14 protein-coding genes are annotated in these 19489 nt (G+C 61.7%); 11 read left to right on the forward strand and 3 right to left on the reverse strand.

The genetic code is table 11. From position 1 onward, the window contains the following. Window positions 1-116: 116 nt before the first annotated feature. From J3L12_RS05135 to J3L12_RS05160, 6 genes are all read left to right on the forward strand, one after another. The gene (locus J3L12_RS05135; protein ID WP_243454947.1) at window positions 117-1727 is read left to right on the forward strand and encodes a PQQ-dependent dehydrogenase, methanol/ethanol family; all 1611 of its coding nucleotides are present in this window, start codon (window positions 117-119) and stop codon (window positions 1725-1727) included. 445 nt (window positions 1728-2172) lie between these two features. Then, window positions 2173-2670 (forward strand): (2Fe-2S)-binding protein, encoded by a 498-nt coding sequence (locus J3L12_RS05140; RefSeq protein WP_208013961.1) that lies wholly within the window; start codon window positions 2173-2175, stop codon window positions 2668-2670. Window positions 2671-2706: 36 nt separating this feature from the next. Next, a complete protein-coding gene (locus tag J3L12_RS05145; protein WP_208013962.1) occupies window positions 2707-5076 on the forward strand; it encodes a molybdopterin cofactor-binding domain-containing protein in 2370 nt (789 codons plus the stop codon). Window positions 5077-5134: 58 nt separating this feature from the next. Continuing rightward, on the forward strand, window positions 5135-5971 hold the full coding sequence (locus J3L12_RS05150) for a xanthine dehydrogenase family protein subunit M (protein ID WP_208013963.1): 837 nt from the start codon (window positions 5135-5137) through the stop codon (window positions 5969-5971). A gap of 64 nt (window positions 5972-6035) precedes the next feature. Further along, window positions 6036-6935, forward strand: coding sequence for a MoxR family ATPase (locus J3L12_RS05155; protein ID WP_208013964.1), 900 nt, complete (start codon window positions 6036-6038; stop codon window positions 6933-6935). Then, window positions 6932-8116 (forward strand): VWA domain-containing protein, encoded by a 1185-nt coding sequence (locus J3L12_RS05160; RefSeq protein WP_208013965.1) that lies wholly within the window; start codon window positions 6932-6934, stop codon window positions 8114-8116. Before J3L12_RS05155 ends, J3L12_RS05160 begins: the two co-directional genes overlap by 4 nt. Window positions 8117-8344: 228 nt before the next feature. Here J3L12_RS05160 and J3L12_RS05165 read toward each other — a convergent pair whose 3' ends face one another. After that, the gene (locus J3L12_RS05165; RefSeq protein ID WP_208013966.1) at window positions 8345-10006 is read right to left on the reverse strand and encodes an acyl-CoA carboxylase subunit beta; all 1662 of its coding nucleotides are present in this window, start codon (window positions 10004-10006) and stop codon (window positions 8345-8347) included. A 438-nt stretch (window positions 10007-10444) separates the two neighbouring features. Between J3L12_RS05165 and tpiA the strand changes: the two genes are divergently transcribed. The 5 genes from tpiA (at window position 10445) to J3L12_RS05190 (ending at window position 15424) form a co-directional block, all read left to right on the forward strand. After that, a complete protein-coding gene (gene tpiA / locus J3L12_RS05170; RefSeq protein WP_208013986.1) occupies window positions 10445-11191 on the forward strand; it encodes a triose-phosphate isomerase in 747 nt (248 codons plus the stop codon). Window positions 11192-11202: 11 nt separating this feature from the next. Next, complete coding sequence (locus J3L12_RS05175) at window positions 11203-11520, forward strand: MliC family protein (RefSeq protein ID WP_208013967.1); 318 nt, start codon at window positions 11203-11205, stop codon at window positions 11518-11520. A gap of 90 nt (window positions 11521-11610) precedes the next feature. Next, on the forward strand, window positions 11611-12735 hold the full coding sequence (locus J3L12_RS05180; protein ID WP_208013968.1) for an aminotransferase class I/II-fold pyridoxal phosphate-dependent enzyme: 1125 nt from the start codon (window positions 11611-11613) through the stop codon (window positions 12733-12735). 659 nt (window positions 12736-13394) lie between these two features. Next, window positions 13395-14429: a pyruvate dehydrogenase (acetyl-transferring) E1 component subunit alpha gene (gene pdhA, locus J3L12_RS05185; protein ID WP_208013969.1), complete on the forward strand. Its 1035-nt coding sequence runs from the start codon at window positions 13395-13397 to the stop codon at window positions 14427-14429. After that, window positions 14426-15424 carry an alpha-ketoacid dehydrogenase subunit beta gene (locus tag J3L12_RS05190; protein ID WP_208013970.1) on the forward strand — a complete coding sequence of 333 codons (999 nt, stop codon included), beginning with the start codon at window positions 14426-14428 and terminating at the stop codon, window positions 15422-15424. Before pdhA ends, J3L12_RS05190 begins: the two co-directional genes overlap by 4 nt. 336 nt (window positions 15425-15760) lie before the next feature. Here the strand turns inward: J3L12_RS05190 and paaZ are convergent, their stop codons facing one another. After that, window positions 15761-17809, reverse strand: a complete 2049-nt coding sequence (gene paaZ / locus J3L12_RS05195) for a phenylacetic acid degradation bifunctional protein PaaZ (protein WP_208013971.1) — start codon at window positions 17807-17809, stop codon at window positions 15761-15763. A gap of 239 nt (window positions 17810-18048) precedes the next feature. Then, window positions 18049-19329: a hypothetical protein gene (locus J3L12_RS05200; protein WP_208013972.1), complete on the reverse strand. Its 1281-nt coding sequence runs from the start codon at window positions 19327-19329 to the stop codon at window positions 18049-18051. Between the last annotated feature and the right edge of the window lie 160 nt (window positions 19330-19489).

Below are 19489 nucleotides of genomic sequence, written 5' to 3' on the forward strand. Positions count from 1 at the left end.
GACAGCATCACACTGGACTCATAACCTACAAACATATAGAAATAAAACCACGTGTCTCTACAGGAGGAGGCAAAATGAGGCTGTCTAGCTTGTTTGTTGGTTTGATTCTCTTGGGTTTGTCAGCTCAAGCACAGTATCAGCCGGTTACCGATGCCAGGCTCCTCAACCCGGAGCCTGGCAACTGGCTGATGTGGCGGCGTACATACGACAACTGGGGTTATAGCCCTCTAAATAAGATTAACACCTCCAACGTCTCCCGCCTAGTGCCGGTATGGGCTTTCTCTACCGGGGTTACTCAGGGGCACGAGGCCCCTCCTATCGTCAACGGCAACTTCATGTATATCACCGCGCCGTACAACAAGCTCTACGCCCTCAACGCCCGCACTGGCCAGCTCATCTGGAAGTACGAGCGTCAGCTGCCCAACGATGTGGTAACCTGCTGCGACGTGGTCAACCGGGGGGTGGCCCTGTATGGCGATAAGGTCTTCATGGGCACTCTCGACGCTCACCTGATAGCCTTCGATGCGCGCACAGGCAAGATCGTCTGGGATGTGACTGTGGAGGACTACAAAACCCGCCACACCATCACCTCCCCCCCGGTCGTGGCCAAGGGTAAGGTAATCACCGGCGTCCACGGGGGCGAGTTTGGTGTGCGTGGTTTCCTGGCGGCCTACGATCCCAACACCGGCAAGCAGCTCTGGAAAACCTACACCACCGCCGCCGACGATAGCTGGCCCGGGGATAGCTGGAAGAACGGTGGCGCCTCGACCTGGCTCACCGGCAGCTACGACCCCCGCACCAACACCCTCTTCTGGGGCACTTCCAACCCGTCGCCCTGGATGGACGCGGCTCGTGATCCAGACAAGCACGATCTAAGGTGGACCGTCTCGGTGCTGGGCTTTGACCCCGACACCGGGCGCATCAAGTCCTCGTTCCAATACAGCCCCAACGATGCTTGGGACTACGACGGGGTCAACGAGCAGATCCTCATTACCCTCAACAACCGTCCCACCCTGATTTCTGCGCACCGCAACGGTTACCTTTATAACCTAGACCGTACCGGGGGCGGCCTACGCTTTGTCAACGCCTTCAAGTATGCCTACGCCAACATATATAAGAGCATAGACCGCAACGGGCGGCCCGTTTGGAACCCTGAGCATCGTCCCGACATTGGCAAGACCGTTAACGCCTGCCCAAGCTTCCTGGGTGGGAAAAACTGGAATCCTGCTGCCTACTCGCCCCAGACCGGACTGGTCTATATCCCCTCCAACGACTGGTGCATGGACATCCGCGGTGCCCAAGTGCAGTACACGGCAGGTGAAGCCTTTGTGGGCGCCGAGTTTGAAATGAACGTGGTACCGGGCCTTAACCACGTGGGCGCACTTCGCGCAGTCAATCCGGCCACTGGTCGCATCGTCTGGGAACAAAAGTTCAGGGCTCCACTCTGGGGCGGCGTTCTTACTACAGCCGGAGGTCTGGTCTTTACCGGCACCTTGGATGACCGAGGCTTCCATGCTTTCGATGCCCGTAGCGGCAGGAAGCTATGGAGCTTCACCACCAACTCAGGCGTCATTGGGGTACCCATGAGTTACGAAGTTGGAGGCACTCAGTACATTGCGGTTTACTCGGGCTTCGGCGGGGCTATACCGCTATGGGCCGGCCCGGTAGCCAAGCTGACCCAGAATGTCCCGATGGGCGGCGTACTCTGGGTATTTGCTGTGAGGTAGGGTACTCTAAAGGCCCGCGCAGGGCCCAACCCTGCGCGGGAACTTTGTAGGCATATTGAATATTTACCGTCCTGCGGTTATAGTTCTAGTTGAACAACTTCGTTCCAAATATCCGTCGTTCCTACTCCGTGCAAATGGACAATGGAGCAGTCAGGAAGGCTGTTAGGTTCAGCAATTATGGTTACTCGCACTCGGTCGGGTAGATGGGATGTATTCCAGGGTTACCTCTCAGGAATGCGGGGCGGTGATGAGGGCCCGCCTAAGCCGTGAAAACCAACCCAACTTGTGTGATGATTTGAACTCTAACAATGCCTGGTAGCCTGGTAGCAGAGTTTTCGATTTGCGGCAGAGTCTCCTTTATGAGCCAGATAAATTTACCTTGAACAGTCACCGGGTTTCTAGAACGTCCATCAAGACAAGTTTACCGTGCACTCGGGAGGGCTGAATGGAAAAGATCAAGATAAGCTTAAACGTCAACGGAACAACTCACCACAGCGAGGTCGAACCCCGTCTGTTACTGGTGCACTACCTGCGCGAAACCCTGGGCCTCACCGGCACTCACGTCGGCTGTGACACCAGTCAGTGCGGGGCCTGCACGGTGCATGTAGACGGGCAAGCGGTCAAATCCTGCACCATGTTCGCGGTCCAGGCCGACGGTAGCAGCGTCACCACCATCGAGGGCCTGGGCAGCCCCGGCAGCCTCCACCCGGTACAGGAGGGCTTCTGGGAGATGCACGGCCTGCAGTGTGGTTTCTGCACCCCCGGCATGATTATGGCGACGGTAGACCTCCTGAACAAAAATCCCAGCCCCTCCGAGGCCGAGATCCGGCACGCCCTGGAAGGCAATTACTGCCGCTGCACCGGCTATCACAACATCGTACGGGCCGTGCAGTATGCCGCGGACAAAATGGCAGGAAAGGTTGCGGTGGCAGCAGACGATTGATGGATTCGGCCCCTTGAATATTGAAGGGAGAGAACAATGGCCAACAAGTTTTTTGGCAAGGCGATGAAGCGGGTCGAAGACCCCCGCTTCATTACCGGAACCGGTAACTACACCGATGACATGACCCTCCCCGGCATGGTTCATGCGGCAATGGTTCGTTCGCCCTATGCCCATGCCCGCATCAAAAAGATTGATGCCTCCAAAGCCCTCGCCTACCCTGGCGTTCTGGCCGTCATCACCGGGCAGGAAATGAAGGATGCAGGCATCAATAGCATCCCCACCGGCTGGCTGCACCCCGGCATCAAGACCCCACCCCACTACGCCATCACCTTCGACAAAGCCCGGCATGTGGGCGACATCGTGGCAGCCGTGATTGCCGAAAACCGCCAGATTGCCGAGGATGCCGCCCAGCTGGTAGAGGTGGATTACGAGCCCCTCCCCGCGGTGGCCCTGGGCAGCGATGCCCTCAAACCCGGCGCACCCGCCGTTCACGACGACGTGCCCGACAATGTTTGCTTCACCTGGAGCATCGGCGACAAGGCCGCCGTGGACGCCGCTTTTGCCAGCGCTTACAAAACCGTTAAGCTCAACCTGCGCAACAACCGGCTGGTGCCCAACGCCATGGAACCCCGCGCCAGCCTGGCCCAGTACCTGAAGGCTTCGGACGAGTACACCCTCTGGACCACCAGCCAGAACCCCCACATCCACCGCCTCTTGATTGCCGCTTTTATTATGGGCATCCCCGAGCACAAGCTGCGGGTGATTGCCCCGGATGTGGGCGGGGGCTTCGGCTCCAAGATTTACCAGTACCCCGAAGAGATTATCGTTCTATACGCCGCCAAAAAGCTAAACCGCCCGGTCAAGTGGACTGCCCGGCGCTCGGAGAGCTTCGTGACCGACTCCCACGGGCGCGACCACGAGACCGTGGCCGAGATGGCCGTAGACCAAAACGGCAAAATTACCGCCGTGCGGGTGGACACCATCGCCAACATGGGAGCCTACCTGACCACCTTTGCCCCGGCAGTGCCCACCTACCTGTACGGCTGTTTGTTGGCGGGCACCTACACCACCCCACACATCTACTGCCATGTGACCGCCCCCTTCACCCACACCACGCCGGTAGACGCCTACCGGGGGGCCGGGCGGCCCGAGGCCACCTACCTGCTCGAGCGCCTGGTGGACGTCATGGCCCACGAGCTGGGCATGGATCCGGTGGAGTTCCGCCGCAAGAACCTGATTCCCCCCGATGCCTTCCCCTACCAAACCCCGGTGGCCCTGCAGTACGACTCCGGCAACTACGAGGCCAACCTCGACAAAGCCCTGGAAATGGTGAACTATCCTGCGCTTCGCAAGCAGCAGGAGGAGTGGCGCAAGCAGGGCCGCTACATGGGCATTGGGGTCATCACCTTCATCGAGGCCTGCGGGCTGGCCCCCTCGGCCCTGGTGGGGAGCCTGGGCGCACAGGCCGGGCAGTGGGAAAGCGCTTTGGTGCGGGTGATGCCTACCGGCAAGGTGGAGGTGTTCACCGGCACCCACAGCCACGGCCAGGGCCACGAGACGGCCTTTGCCCAGGTGGTGGCCGACGAGCTGCAAATCCCGGTGGAGGACGTGGTGCTGGTGCACGGCGACACCGGGCGGATGCCCTATGGCTGGGGTTCGTACGGTTCGCGCTCGGCCCCCACCGGCCTCTCGGCCATTGTGCTGGCTACCCGCAAGATTGTGGACAAAGCCAAGAAGATTGCCGCCCACCTGCTCGAGGCCAGCCCGGATGACATCGTGCACGAGGACGGCAAGTTCATGGTAAAAGGGGTGCCCGACAAGGCCAAGACCTTCTTCGACATCGCCCTGATGGCCCACCTGGCCCACAACTACCCCGCCGACCTCGAGCCTGGGTTAGAGGCCACCCACTTCTACGACCCCAAAAACTTCGTCTTCCCCTTCGGCACCCACATCGCGGTGGTGGAGGTAGACCCCGACACCGGCAAAGTTAAGCTGCTGCGCTACCTCTCGGTGGACGACTGCGGCCCGGTGATCAACCCGCTCATTGCCGATGGTCAGGTGCACGGGGGCATCGCCCAGGGGCTGGGCCAGGCCCTGCTGGAAGAGGCCGTTTACGACAAAGAAGGCCAGATTCTCTCGGGCAACTTCCTCGAGTACACCCTGCCCCGCGCCGACGACATGGTGCAGATCGAGCACGACCACACTGTTACGCCCTGCCCGCACAACCCCCTGGGCATTAAAGGCATCGGCGAGGCCGGTACCATCGCCTCCACGGCTGCGGTGGCCAATGCCGTCATGGATGCCCTGCGGCCCTTCGGCATCGTGCACCTCGACATGCCCTACACCCCCGAGAAGGTCTGGCGGGCCATTCAGGGGGCCAAACCACTGGCTCAAGCTGCCGACTAAGGGTTGGGATGGGGTGGCAGGCCACGCCCCACCCCCTCCCCCTCTTCCCGGAGGAACCATGTACACAGCTCCGTTTACGTACAAAAAAGCCGGTAGTATCTCTGAAGCCATCAGCCTCCTCCAGCAGCACCCCGACGCCAAGCTGCTGGCGGGTGGCCACAGCCTGATTCCGACCATGAAGCTGCGCCTGGCCGCGCCCTCGGCCCTGATCGATATTTCCAAAGTGGCCGAGCTGCGCGGGGTTCGGCGCGAGGGCGACCAACTGGTGATTGGGGCCATGACCACCTACCACGAGCTGGAGACCTCCGACCTGCTGAAGGCCCACTGCCCCCTTTTACCCCAGGCGGTCTACCACATCGGCGACCCCATGGTGCGGGCCAAAGGCACCATCGGCGGTTCGCTGGCCCACGCCGACCCCGCCGCCGACCTGCCCGCCTCCATGCTAGCGCTGGGGGCCAGAATAAAGGTGCAGGGCCCGAGCGGCACCCGGGTCATCGAGGCCGATAACTTCTTCACCGGCATGTTCAGCACGGCCCTGCAAGAGGGAGAAATCCTCACCGAGGTACACATTCCCATCCGCAACGGAGCCAGGATGGCCTACGCCAAATTCCCGCACCCGGCCAGCCGCTACGCGGTGGTGGGGGTGGCGGTGGTGGTGGACGGGGGCAACGTCAGGGCCGCGGTGACGGGCGCCGGTGAGCACGCCATGCGCCTGGGCAAGCTCGAGCAAGCCCTCTCCGGCCAACCCCTGACCGCAGCCAACATTGCGGCGGCCTGTCAGGGGTTGCTACCCCCCGATAACCTGAACCACGACCTCGCCGCCTCCAGGGAGTACCGCGCGCACCTGGTGGACGTGATGGCCAAACGGGCCCTGATGCAAGCCGCCGGACTGTAAAAAAGGGAGCAATTGTGAGGGGCTGAGGTAATTCAGCCCCTCCGTCTTGTGTGAAGATACTGTCATGATGCCCCAATCGGTTGAAGAAACCCAACAAGCCCTCGAGGCCCACCACTACATTGCCGACAAGGGCCTGTCGGTAGCGGTATTTCTGGCGCTGAAGCTAGGTCGTCCGCTGCTGCTGGAGGGTGAGCCGGGGGTGGGCAAGACCGAGATCGTCAAGGTACTGGCCGAGCTGCTGCAAACCCGCCTGATCCGCCTGCAGTGCTACGAGGGGCTGGACATCAGCAGTGCGGTCTACGAGTGGGACTACGCCCGCCAGATGATGCAGATAAGGCTCCTGGAGGCCAGCGGTGAGCGCAACCAGGAAAAGGTGCGGCACGAGGTCTTTGGGGCCGATTTCCTGCTCAAGCGCCCGCTGCTGCAAGCCCTGGAAACCACCGACGGCAAGGCCCCGGTGCTGCTGATTGACGAGCTGGACCGGGCCGACGAGGAGTTCGAGGCGTTTTTGCTCGAGTTCCTCTCGGACTGGCAAATTTCCGTGCCCGAGGTGGGCACCCTGCGGGCCGAACGGCCCCCGGTGGTAGTGATTACCTCCAACCGCACCCGGGAGATTCACGATGCCTTGAAGCGCCGTTGCATGTACTACTGGATCGACTACCCCAGCTTCGACAAAGAGTACCGCATCGTGCGGGAGAAAGTGCCCGGCATACCAGAAAAACTGGCCCAGCAGGCAGTGGCCTTTGTGCAGGCCCTGCGCCAGCAGGACCTCTACAAAGCGCCTGGCGTAGCCGAAACCCTGGACTGGGCCGCCTCGCTCTTGGCCCTGGGCCAAACCGAGCTGCAGCCCGAGGTTATCGAGGAAACCCTGGGGGTGCTGCTCAAATACCAGGACGATGTGGTCAAGGCCAAAAACCAGGCCCGCGACCTGCTGGCTAGAGCCCAGATGCAAAGCCCCCTATGACCGTCCCCACCCACCAACTGTTGCGCCATGTGGTGGCTTTTGCGCGCAGCCTGCGAAGTGAGGGCATTGTGGTAACCCCCGGCCAGACCGCTACCTTCGCCAGAGCGCTGGGGGAAATTTCCATCTTTGACCCACTGGCTTTTTTCTATGCCGCCCAGTGCACCCTGCTGACCCGGCGGGAGGATCAGGCCAGGTTTGCCGAAGTCTTTCGCAAGTTCTGGCAGAGTCTGGGCCTGGAGCGTTTTCCTGGCGAGCTGCTGAACCAGACTGCCCTGCCCCCCAAAAAAGAACAGAAGGCCAAACCCGGCGAGGTGGGGCGCGAATCCCGTTGCTCAGGCGAATCCAATAGCCAACCGCTGCCCATTGTCGACCGCGCGCTTACCTTCTCCGAAACCGAGGTGCTCAAGCAAAAGCGCTTTGACCAGATGACCGAGGAGGAACTCGAGGCCGCCCGCAAGCTTCTGTACAACTTTGTCTGGAACCCGCCCGAGCGCCGCACCCGACGTCTGAAAGCGTTTGGCAAGGAGCAGCTCGATCTGCGCCGAAGCTTTCGACGTTCACTCAAGCATCAAGGGGAGCTTCTGGAGCTGACAGAACGCTCCCGCAAGCCTAAGCCCCGGCCCATCGTGGCCCTGGCCGACGTCTCGGGCTCCATGGAGCGCTACGCCCGTATGCTGCTGCACTTTTTGCACGCGTTCTCCCTCGAGCAAACCCGAAAGGGCGTGCGCCAGATTGAGACCTTCACCTTTGGCACCCGCCTGACCCGCATAACCCGTACCCTCAAAAAGCGCAGCGTGGATGCAGCCCTGACCGAAGTAGGGCAACAGGTCAAGGACTGGTCGGGCGGAACCCGCATCGGGGCCTGTCTGCACACCTTCAACCACACCTGGGCCAAGCGGGTCTTGGGCCGTGGCGCCATCGTGCTGGTCATCTCCGATGGCTGGGATCAGGGCGCTCCCGAACTGCTGGCCTTCGAGATGGAGCGATTACAAAAGTCCTGCCACCGCCTCATCTGGCTTAACCCCTTGATTGGAACCCCCGGATACCAGCCGCTTACCCGGGGCTTGGTGGCTGCCATGCCTTTCATGGACGACTTCTTGCCGGTGCACAACCTGAAGAGCCTCGAGCAACTGGTAGAAGTCCTGGCCACAGTGCAGCGGCAGCGGGGTAGCATCCACTAGAGCGCTCTTCGTAGGCATTGCTGCCCACGCAAGCGAGAATGCGCCTGGGCCCAGACACATGTTTACGAGTTCCCTGCAGCAAATGGTCTATCCAAAACAAGGATTCCTTGAAGTCGGGCGGCTTCAACGACCCACAACCCCCCCACAGAGCCTTTGGCTTTGAGCTTTCGGCCCTGGGTGCAGCCAAGTGTGGGGATTTCGAGCTTGAGTCCTCTGGTGAAGCTGGTATCAGACCTGAAAAACCCCTACTCGCATTTGTTCACGCAGCGGGTTCAGGGCGCAGACCTCGAGGCTCCGGATCAACCGCTCGCGGGTCTCGTGGGGGAAGATGACTTCGTCTACCCACAAGCGGGCCGCCGCGTAGCGCGGGTCGAGGGTTTCTTCGTAGCGACTCTTGATGCGCTCGTAAAGCTCCACCAGGTCTTCTTCGGTGGGTTTGCGCCCCTCCCGCTCGAGCTTGGCCAGCTCGATTTCCATCAGGGTCTTGGCCGCCGCGTTGCCGCTCATTACGGCATACTTGGCCGAGGGCCAGGCGTAGATAAAGCGCGGGGCATAGGCCTTGCCGGCCATGGCGTAGTTGCCCGCACCAAACGAACCACCGGTAATGAGCGTAATCTTGGGCACCACCGAGTTGGAAACCGCATTGACGAGCTTAGCCCCCCGCCGGATGATGCCCTGCTGCTCGGACTCCTTGCCCACCATAAAGCCGGTCACGTCCATCAGGAACAAAAGGGGAATGAAGCGCTGGTTGACCTCCAGGATGAACCGGGCGGCTTTGTCGGCGGCCTCGGCATAAATGACCCCACCCACCTCGATTTTTCCGGGTTTCTTGATAACCAGGCGCTGATTGGCCACAATCCCCACCGGGAACCCCCCCAGGCGGGCATAGCCACAAACCAGGGTCTGGCCGTAGTTGGCTTTGTACTCGTGAAACTCCGAGCCGTCTACCAGCCGGGCAATTACCTCGTTCACATCGTAGGGCCTGGAGCCATCCGGCGAGACCAGCCCGTAGAGGTCTTCGGGCGGGTGAAAAGGCTCCACCTCGGGCCCTCGCTCCAGGGCCCAGGGCGCCAGGTCGGGGCGGGCATACAGCGCAGCCAGCGTGCGAATCCGGGCAATGGCGGAGGCATCGTCGGGTTCGTAGAAGTCCACCGTGCCGGAGACTTCGGCGTGCATCCGCGCCCCGCCCAGTTCCTCCGAACCCACGTCCTGGCCAATGGCCGCCTTGACCAGGGCGGGGCCCGCCAGGTACAGCCCCGAGCCTTCGGTCATGATCAGGGCGTCGGTCATGAGGGGCAGGTAAGCCCCCCCGGCCACGCAGTTGCCCATAATAGCCGAGATTTGTGGGATGCCCATCCCGCTCATGCGGGCGTTCAGGTAGAAGATGCGGCCAAAGTCGTCCTGGTCGGGGAACACTTCGTCCTGCAAGGGTAAAAAGACCCCCGCCGAGTCCACCAGGTATACCGTGGGGAGGTGGTTCTCGAGGGCAATGGTCTGGGCCCGAATGACCTTTTTGGCGGTGATGGGGAAAAAGGCCCCCGCCTTCACGGTGGCGTCGTTGGCCACAATCATCCAGTCCCGACCGGCAATTTTGCCAATCGCCGTAACCACGCCCCCTCCGGGCGCACCCCCCCAGTCGGCATACATCTGCCAGCCGGCATAACCCAGGATTTCCTCCGGTTCGGTATCCGGGTCTATCAGCGCCGCAATGCGCTCGCGGGCGGTCAGCCGTCCCCTGGCGTGCTGGCGCTCCACGGCTTTGGCGCCCCCGCCCAGGCGAAGTTGCTCGAGCGAGGTGCGAAAATCGGCTATCAGTCGCACCCAGGCATCTTTATTCTGCTTGAAGGGAGAGGATTCCCGCTCCTTGGGGCTGATGTGGCTTTGAATCATGTCAAAAGTCTACCGTTTTTTTGCCAGTAGGCTGTGTTTTCGTCAGATGCGACTGACCTTACCTACTTCTGCAACGCATGGGCAGCGAAAGACCCAGGCTCTTATCATTTGCCTGAGCATCGTCGCTTCAAGCCCTCACCCGGCGACAGCGGTTACCGTCAGAATTGCTTCATTTGGCAAAAGGAGCGCCAAACTAAGTGCCTCCCGTCAATGTTTTGGATAATGGCATGATCGAAAATCATTCGGGTATTGCGCACAGAGCATGATTTTCTAACGCAGCCTGGATTCATCTCTAGACCTTATAGGGGCGCAACTTAATCAGCGCTGTCGCCACCCTCTCCCGCAAGGGGAGAGGGAAAGGGTAGAACGATAAAAGCCTGGCGAAAGACCAGGCCAGTAGCAGGAGGTTTCTAGCCTTGGCGTATGATTGAAATATCTATGCGCAAACGACTGGTAGCCGGAAACTGGAAGATGCACAAAACGCCCTCTGAGGCCCGCCAATGGTTTCGGGAGTTAATCGCCCAACTGCCCCCCACCCAGGCTGAGCCGGCCTTGCTGGTGCCTTTCACTCATCTACCCTATGCCTCGGAAGTGCTCGAGGGTCACGGGGTCTCCTGGGGCGCACAGGATGTATCGGCGCATCCGGAGGGGGCTTACACGGGCGAGGTTTCGGCCCGAATGCTGGCCGATCTGGCCTGCAAATACACCATTGTGGGGCACTCCGAGCGGCGCAGCTACCATGCCGAGTCCGATGCCCTGGTAGCCGAAAAAGCCAGGCGCCTGCTGGAGCAAGGTATCACCCCTATCCTTTGTGTGGGTGAACCCTTACATGTCCGCGAAGCCGGTGAACATGTTGAATATACCCTGCGACAGTTGGAAGGAAGCCTCGAGGGGGTCAACCCTCCATCGGCCTCGCATCTGGTGATTGCCTACGAGCCGGTCTGGGCCATTGGCACCGGCAAGACCGCCACCCCCGAGGACGCCGAGGCCATGCACCGCGCCATTCGCGGCTGGTTGATCGCCCGCTACGGTTCGGGTTTTGCGGAGGAGCTGCGTATCCTCTATGGGGGCTCGGTCAAGCCCGACAACGCCACCGCCCTCTTCTCCCAGCCCAACATAGACGGCGGCCTGGTAGGAGGGGCCAGCCTGAAGCTAGGGGACTATCTGCAACTGCTTACCGCCTGACAGGAGTGACTATGCGAATTTGGATGATGAGCGTACTCCTTTCCACTCTGGCCCTGGCCCAGCCGACGGATGTAGTGCAGCGAACCTACCGCTGCGCTGGGGGCGTGCAGGTTCGGGCTGTTTATCAAAACCAGTTCGACCGGGTGGGGGTGGTGTTCAACAACCAGACCTACGGGCCCTTGTTCCAGGTAGCGGCAGCCTCGGGGGTCAAGTATTCCGATGGCCGCGCTTCGTGGTGGACCAAAGGCAGTGGGGCCGCCGAAGAAGCCCTCCTGATGAGCGAACGCACCGGAAAGATACTGGTTCAGGGCTGTAAGCCCGTGCGCTGAGGGCTACAAAAATATCCTTGCAGGGAGTAGCGGACGTTCGCGGTCAATATCTATTTGGCACATGTCCCTTACGGTAGACTTTTGCCTAGCATGGCTAACCTTCACCCCCGCACCCAGTTATCCAAGGAGAGCATCTTTTCCCATATGAGCCGCCTGGCGGTTCAGCATGGGGCTATCAACCTGGGGCAGGGGTTTCCCTCCAATCCGCCCCCGGCCTTTTTGCAGGAGGCAGCCCGGCGGGCCATCGGCACGGTAGACCAGTACACCCCGCCCATCGGCCTGCCCCGCTTGCGCGAGGCCGTGGCCCAGGACCTAGGCCTGGCCCCCGAGGACGTGGTCATTACGGCAGGGGGTACCGAGGCCCTGCACGCGCTGGCCGAGTCGCTGTATGGCCCTGGGGATGAAGTGGTGATGTTTGAGCCCTACTTTGACGTCTACATCCCCCAGGCCCGCATTGCCGGTGCAGAGCCGGTGATGGTGCCGATGCGCCTGACCGACCGCTGGGAAGTGGATTTGCCAGCGCTGGAGCGGGCCATTACGGTACGCACCCGGGCCCTGCTGCTGACCAACCCCTATAACCCCACCGGCTCGGTTTTTTCCCGTACCGAGGCCGAGCAGATTGTGGCCCTGGCCCGCCAGCACGATCTCTGGATCATCAGCGACGAAGTGTACGACGAGCTCTACTTCGGGCCGCCCCCCATCCGCTTGCGCGAACTCGCCCCCGAGCGGGTCTTTACCGTGGGTTCGGCGGGTAAGCGCCTCGAGGCCACCGGCTGGCGCATTGGCTGGATTCTGACCCCGCCGGGTCTGGCTCCGCAGGTGGCCGGCATGCGTCAGTGGAGCAGTTTTTGCTCGGCGGCTCCCCTCCAGGCCGCCGTGGCCGAGGCCCTGCCCATCGCCCGCAAGGAAGGTTTTTACCAGCAGCTCCGCGAGAGCTACGGCAGGCGCAAGGATTTGCTCGAGCAGGGTCTGCGGGCAATGGGCCTGCAAACCTTCGCCCCTGCAGGCAGCTACTTCCTGACCGCCCTACTGCCCGAGCTAGACGCCGAAACCCTGGTGCGCGAGGGGGGGGTCGCCATCATTCCCGGCTCGGCGTTTTACATCCAGAACCCCGCACCCAAAGGCCTTGTCCGCTTCGCGTTCTGCAAGACCGAGGCGGAAATCGAACAGGCGCTGGAGCGGCTCGAGGGCTATCTGAAAAAGGTTCATTCCTGAGCCTGTTCTCAGTTCAACGCTACATAGTGTCCCTACGCTTCCGAATTGCACTTATTACAGCGTCGTAGAGATACCCATACACTTCGATAGGTTCCAGGAGCTATGGCCCTAAAACCCCCTCCCTACCACGTAGGGAGGGCAGGGGAGGGTATTGGGCAAGGCCCTGAACCGTGCTGTGTGAAGGCGCTGTTCAGCAACCCCTCCTGACCTCCCCTACGCTGTAGGGGAGGAACGAAAAGGTTTCTGCTACGGCTTTTGCCAGAGCGTACTGCATAGTCCGTGCCGCAATAAACACCTCTGTACGGGTATTTGTACGACAGAGCACTTACTACACAGTCGTATAGATGCCTGTACATCTTCACTGGAATACAGGAAGTCATTGCGAGCATCCGCAGGATGCGAAGCAATCCAGATCGCCCTACCCAGCCGGTATATGGCACATTTGTTCTGGATTGCTTCGTCGGCCTTTGGCCTCCTCGCAAAGAGGGCGGTTCGCTTGAGAGACTGCTTGGCGAGTGATCGGGCCAACATTCGCCAGAATGTATAGGCTCCTTGACGATGCTGTACTTATTTTCACGATACGATGTTTGTTAAATATTTCTGCAAACATCGCAGATTGAACCCATACTGCTAACTCGAGTTCGGCTAAACTGAGCAACGTGGACACAGTGCAATACCTCGACGATCACGGTAAACCGTTGCGGGACATACCCCTGAGCCACGAGGAGTTACTCCAGGGCTACCGGGCCCTGCGCCGGGCCCGGCACTTCGACGAGCGGGCGCTGGTTTTGCAGCGCCAGGGGCGGCTGGGGGTGTATCCCCCTTTTCGGGGCCAGGAGGCCGCCCAGGTAGGGGTGGCCCTGTGCTTGAAGGCCGACCACGACTGGCTTCTGCCCAGCTACCGCGAAAGCGCGGCGGCCCTTACCTTTGGGATGCCCATCAGCAAGCTGATTCTGAGCTGGCGGGCCGACCCGGCAGGCTGGGGCGCACCGCCCGATGTGAATATGGTGCAGTTTTACATTCCCATCGCCACCCAGATCCCCCAGGCGGCGGGCGTGGCCCATGCCCAAAGGCTTTTGGGCAAAGATGCCGTAGCGGCGGTTTTTATCGGCGACGGCGGCACCTCCGAGGGCGACTTCCACGAGGGGCTGAACTTTGCCTCGGTGTTCAACGCCCCCTTGCTGGTGGTGGTGCAAAACAACGGCTGGGCCATCAGCGTGCCCACCCAGAAGCAGATGAAGGTGCAGCGCATTGCCCAGAAGGCCCAGGGGTACGGCATTCCGGGGGTCACGGTGGACGGCAACGACCTGGTGGCGGTCTGGAGCGTGGCCCGGGAAGCCGTGGCCAGGGCCCGTCAAGGCGAAGGCCCGACCCTGATCGAGGCCCTCACCTACCGGGTAGCCCCCCACACCTCCTCCGACGACCCCAGCCGCTACCGCACCGAGGAGGAAACCGAGCGCTGGCTGAAGCGCGACCCCATTTTGCGCATGAAAAACTGCCTCCTGCACCTGGGGCTCTGGAGCGAGGCGCAGGAAGCCGAACTCACGGAGGCACTCGAGGGTGAGTTCCTGGCTGCGGTGGAAGAGGCCGACCAGGCCAAAGAGCCTAGGCCCTGGGAAATTGTGGAGCAGGTCTACCTGGAGATGCAGCCCGACCAACTGGCCGCCTGGAAGTATCTGCGGGGGGAAGCATGATTGCCGAGCGCGAGACCCGGGTTCTGAACAACGTACAGGCCATCAACGAAGCCCTCGACCTGGCCCTGGCCCAAGACCCCCGGGTGGTGGTCTTTGGGGAGGACGTGGGTAGGATGGGCGGGGTCTTCCGGGCTTCCGATGGCTTGCAGCAGAAGTACGGCGAGCAGCGGGTTTTTGACACTCCCCTGGCCGAGTCGGGTATTGTGGGCTTTGGGATCGGGCTGGCCATGGCCGGGCTCAGGCCGGTAGCGGAGATTCAGTTCGCGGGCTTTTTGTACCCGGCCCTGGATCAGATTCTCTCGCACCTGGGCCGGATGCGCCACCGCACCCGGGGGCGCTTTACGGTTCCGATGGTTATTCGGGCGCCCTACGGTGGCGGGGTGAAAACCCCCGAGCAGCACGCCGATAGCCCCGAGGCCGTGCTCTGCCACGTGCCGGGGGTCAAGGTGGTGATTCCTGCGTCACCCGAGCGGGCCAAGGGGCTATTGCTCTCGGCTATCGAAGACCCCGACCCGGTCTTTTTCCTCGAGGCCATCAAGCTCTACCGGGGGGTGAAGGGCGAGGTGCCGGAAGGCTACTACACCCTGCCCCTGGGCAAGGCTCGAGTGGTGCGCGAAGGCCAGGCAGCCAGCCTCTTCTGCTACGGCGGCATGGTGGAGGTCTGCCAGAAAGCCGCCGAGGTGGCGGCACGGGAAGGGGTGGGGCTGGAGGTGGTGGACCTCGAGACCCTGGTTCCCCTCGATACCGAAACGATTGTTGCGTCGGTGCAGAAAACCGGCCGCGCAGTGGTGGTCTACGAGGCCATGCGCACCGGCGGCTTTGGGGCCGAGATTGCCGCCCGCATTGCCGAAGAAGCCCTGGACTACCTGCAAGCCCCCATCGTGCGGGTAGCAGGTTGGGACGCCCCCTATCCCCCTTTCAGCGCGGTGGAAAATTACTACCGCCCCGACGCCAAGCGGGTGCTCGAGGCGGTGCGAAAGGTGCTGACCCACTGAGAATAGAAGGCTCTTCGCTTATTTTGAGCCACTCAACCACAAGAAAACCATTCCCTGGACGGGACAGTGGCTGCCTGAAAACTCGAAACCCAGGCTCTCGTGGACCGGGCCACGTTTGGATGCGTATCATTCGTCTGGGCCCGGACACAACGCAGACAAGCGTGCCTCACCGGGGTGAGGCACGTCTGCTTGTCCCTTCTTGTTTTCGGGGGCGGCCACGTTCGTGAAGAGCGCAACAATTATGTCTCTGACGCATTCTCCCACCCTGCCGACAGGGCGTCGCCACCGTCTGCCGCAGGGGGAGAAGGAAAAGGGTTCTGGTGGATATGGACGAGGCTATCCAGCAGCCGGACTACCCCGCCGCTCCACCAGGGTCAGGATGTCGTAGAGGGCCACGGTTTTGCCGTCCTGGTTGGTAATCTCGACTGCCCAGGTCACCACGCCGGTGGGCCGCTCGCCGGGCCTGGGGTCTTTGGCGGTCTTGGACTTGACCGTGAGGCGGGCCTGGATGGTATCGCCCATCCCCACCGGCTCGATAAAACGCAGGTTCTCGAGGCCGTAGTTGGCCAGCACCGGCCCAGGGGCCGGGCTTACAAACAGCCCTGCCGCCGCCGAGATCAGGAAGTAGCCGTGGGCCACCCGCTTACCAAAGATGGAGTCCTTCGCGCCAATCTCGTCCACGTGGGCGTAGAAGTAGTCGCCCGTCACGTTGGCGAAGTTCACAATGTCGGCCTCGGTTACGGTGCGGCGGTGGGTGAGGAGGCTTTCGCCAATCTCCAGGTCTTCAAAGTACTTGCGGAAAGGGTGGATTACATCTTCTTTGAGCCGGGCTCCCCGCACGTACTCCTGGGAGAGCACCATCAGGGTGGTGGGGTCAGCCTGCACCGCACAGCGCTGCATGTAGTGCTTGATGCCGCGCACCCCGCCCAGCTCCTCGCCGGCCCCGGCCCTTCCAGGCCCCCCGTGCAGCAACAGGGGCAAAGGCGAGCCGTGGCCGGTGGACTCTTTAGCGTTTTCGCGGTTCAGAATCAGTATCCGGCCGTGGTGGGTAGCCAGTCCAAAGAACAGGGCGCGGGCTTCTTCGGGCTGGTAGGTCACCACGCTCCCCACCAGGCTCCCCCGGCCTCGGCGGGCCAGTGCAACGGCCTCGTCCAGGCTTTCGTAGGGCATCAGGGTAGCCACCGGGCCGAAGGGCTCGAGGTCGTGGGCGGCAGAGTCCCAGGGTTTGGGGCTAAAGAGCAGGGTGGGGGGCATGAAGCCGCCCTTTTCAAAGTCGCCGCCCAGCAGTTCGCGCGAGCCCTCCCAGGCCACCTCACAGCCTTGCGCTTTGAGCGCCTCGACCACAGCCAGCACGTCGGCCCGCTGGTTAGCCCCCACCAGCGGCCCCATGCGCACGTCCTCGCGGCTGGGGTCGCCCAGGCGGGTCTGGCTCAACTCTTGCTTGAGGGCCTCGAGTACGGCCTCGGTCTTCTCGCGGGGTACAATCACCCGCCGGATGGCGGTGCACTTCTGCCCGGCCTTGGCGGTCATCTCGCGGGCCACTTCCTTCACAAAAAGCCCGAACTCGGGGTCGCCCGGCTCCACCGTCTGGCCCAGAATGGCGCAGTTGAGGCTGTCGGCCTCCATGTTGAAGGGCACTGAGTGGGCAATCAGGCTGGGGTGGGTCTTGAGCTTGCGTCCGGTGGCCGCCGAGCCGGTGAAGGTCACGCTGTCCTGCTCGTTCAGGTGATCGAAAAGGTCGCCAATCCCGCCGCAAACCAGCTGAATGGCCCCCTCGGGGAGGATCTTGGCCTCGAGCATGGCCCTGAACACCGCCTCGGTCAGGTAGGCGGTCTGGGTAGCCGGCTTGACGATGGCCGGTACGCCCGCAATAAGCCCCGGTGCGAGTTTTTCCAGCATCCCCCAGACCGGGAAGTTAAAGGCGTTGATGTGTACCGCCACCCCTTCCCTGGGCACCAGGATGTGCCGGCCCAGGAAGGTACCCTGCTTGGAAAGGGTGAGGGGGTCGTCCTCGACCAGAAAACGCGCATTGGGCAGCTCGCGCCGGGCTAGCGACGAGTAGCTAAAAAAAGTGCCGATGCCCCCGTCAATATCGAACCAGCTATCGTAACGGGTGGCCCCGGTCTTGTAGGAGAGGGCGTAAAAAGCCTCCTTGCGCTCCAGCAGGTACTGGGCCAGGGCCCGCAGCATGGCCGCCCGCTCGTGGAAGGTGTAGCGCCGAAGGTTGGGCCCCCCCACCTTGCGGGCGTACTCGACCATGGCCTTGAAGTCGAGCCCCTCACTGCTGACCTGGGCCACCGGCTCTCCATAGACGGCGTCCCGTACCAGGGTTCCTTCGGCGGGGCTCTGGTACCAGGCCCCGGCGGCATAGCTGCTTATTTTCATGTCAGGTATTCTAACAAACGCTTGTTTGTATGTGGGCAAGTGGCGTGTGGTGTCGCAGGGGTGTGGCATCAGCTTTGGCTATATGGCCAATCTTCCGCGATGCACGAGGTGGTGATTATCGCGCTCTTCACAAACCGCGCATCCAGGCAGCCGCTACTCTGTCCAGAACCAAGCTTTTCTGTAGTCAGAAGGCTCAAAATAGACGAAGATTACTCGAGTCCAAGCTTTGGGGGCCCCTGTCACAACCCCGCCCGGCTGAGTTCCTCCTGCAGGGCCCGCAAGCGGGCGTGGGTCTGCTTGAGCCCCGAAACGTAAGCCAGCCATTCTGCCTTTTGGCCTTGCTTTTGGTACAGCGCCAGCACCTTCTTGAAGAGCCGGGATGCCTCGCGGTAGGCATCGCGGGAACGATACTCGATCAGGCGTTCGGCCTGTTGGCGGTAGATGCTCAGGGCCTCCTGGGGCTGGGTGTCCTCGAGGGCCTGGGCCAGCTTTAATCCCAGTTCATCCAGGCCCACTCGCAACCAGCCTGACCAGAACGTGCTGCGGGTCTCTCCTGCCTTGCGGTAAGCCAGAAGCGCCTCTTCGGGTCGCCCTTCGTGCAGGTGAATCTCGACCAGCAGCGACCATGCACCTTTTTCTTCCAGGCCCTTCAGTACCAGCGGCTGCCGCTCGGACCAGCGGCCCAGCTTTCCAGAGAGTTTGGCCAGCTCGAGGTAGCCCTTAAGGGTCGGTGAAGCCCAAAACATCTCCTCGGCCAGCCAGAGGGCCTCTTCCCAGTCCCCCTCTTGCTGCAGGTAATCGCACAACCAGCGCTGTAAATTACGATCCTTGCGCGTCCTGAGCATGCCTTCTGCCATAGCTCGGGCCTGCGACCCAAAGCCGTGCTCGACGAACTGCTGCAAGAAATGGTCGCGCAGCCCAGGCTTTCCTAACGAGGCTTGTTCCGCCTCGGTTCTGGCCTCCTCTACCCGCCCGAGCTCGAGGAGACGCTTGACCAGGTCTTCACTCCGGCCACTCTGGCGGCAGAGTTCCAGATAACCCTCGTTGTCCATCTTGTCCGAGAGTTTGAGTATCAGCCCTCCCAGTTCCTGTCTTACAAAGCCCTGCGTCCGAGCCATCTGGGCTCTGGCCCACTCCAGTACCCGGGCCCTTTCCTCTGGGGTAGCCCAGGCTGCAATTTGCTCTGGAACCGCGTAGGCAAGGTCCAACCCGCCAATTTCTAGATCCGCCACGTAGGCCCGCCACAAGACCTCCACCAGCTCGGCCCTGAGACTAGGGTTCTGCACCTCCGAAAAAACCTCTCCCGCTGCCTCCACGGCCTCCTGCAAGTAGCCCAGGGTTTCACCGTTCTCGTCGTTTTGCTCGAACTGCTCGGCATGAGGCAGCCAGGCCTGCAGCAGGGTAACCCAGTACTGAGCCGCGCGGGGGTAGTCCCGGGCCTCCATCAAGGTCCGGCCCTCCTCAATCAGGGTCTCCATCAGGCTCAGTTCGGGCTTGTAGCGCTGAAGGCTATTGGCCACTCGCTCAGCACGCGCACGTAGCTTTGCGGTATCTAATCACTGGTGCTAGTCACAAAACGATGTCAGCTATACACAGGTCTGGGGAAGCAGCGATGAGGTTCAGGGCGATGATGAGGTAAGCCCACCAAGCGGTAAAGCCAAGTTCAGTACGGTGATGGCG

It is taken from the genome of Meiothermus sp. CFH 77666 (assembly GCF_017497985.1).
GTDB lineage: Bacteria > Deinococcota > Deinococci > Deinococcales > Thermaceae > Meiothermus.

Excerpts from the sequence above, each read along its gene's own strand:
- J3L12_RS05140 (WP_208013961.1), top strand. The coding sequence starts at position 2,173 with ATGGAAAAGATCAAGATAAGCTTAAACGTCAACGGAACAACTCACCAC.
- J3L12_RS05145 (WP_208013962.1), top strand. The coding sequence starts at position 2,707 with ATGGCCAACAAGTTTTTTGGCAAGGCGATGAAGCGGGTCGAAGACCCC.
- J3L12_RS05150 (WP_208013963.1), top strand. The coding sequence starts at position 5,135 with ATGTACACAGCTCCGTTTACGTACAAAAAAGCCGGTAGTATCTCTGAA.
- J3L12_RS05155 (WP_208013964.1), top strand. The coding sequence starts at position 6,036 with ATGATGCCCCAATCGGTTGAAGAAACCCAACAAGCCCTCGAGGCCCAC.
- J3L12_RS05160 (WP_208013965.1), top strand. The coding sequence starts at position 6,932 with ATGACCGTCCCCACCCACCAACTGTTGCGCCATGTGGTGGCTTTTGCG.
- J3L12_RS05165 (WP_208013966.1), bottom strand. The coding sequence starts at position 10,006 with ATGATTCAAAGCCACATCAGCCCCAAGGAGCGGGAATCCTCTCCCTTC.
- tpiA (WP_208013986.1), top strand. The coding sequence starts at position 10,445 with ATGCGCAAACGACTGGTAGCCGGAAACTGGAAGATGCACAAAACGCCC.
- J3L12_RS05175 (WP_208013967.1), top strand. The coding sequence starts at position 11,203 with ATGCGAATTTGGATGATGAGCGTACTCCTTTCCACTCTGGCCCTGGCC.
- J3L12_RS05180 (WP_208013968.1), top strand. The coding sequence starts at position 11,611 with ATGGCTAACCTTCACCCCCGCACCCAGTTATCCAAGGAGAGCATCTTT.
- J3L12_RS05190 (WP_208013970.1), top strand. The coding sequence starts at position 14,426 with ATGATTGCCGAGCGCGAGACCCGGGTTCTGAACAACGTACAGGCCATC.
- paaZ (WP_208013971.1), bottom strand. The coding sequence starts at position 17,809 with ATGAAAATAAGCAGCTATGCCGCCGGGGCCTGGTACCAGAGCCCCGCC.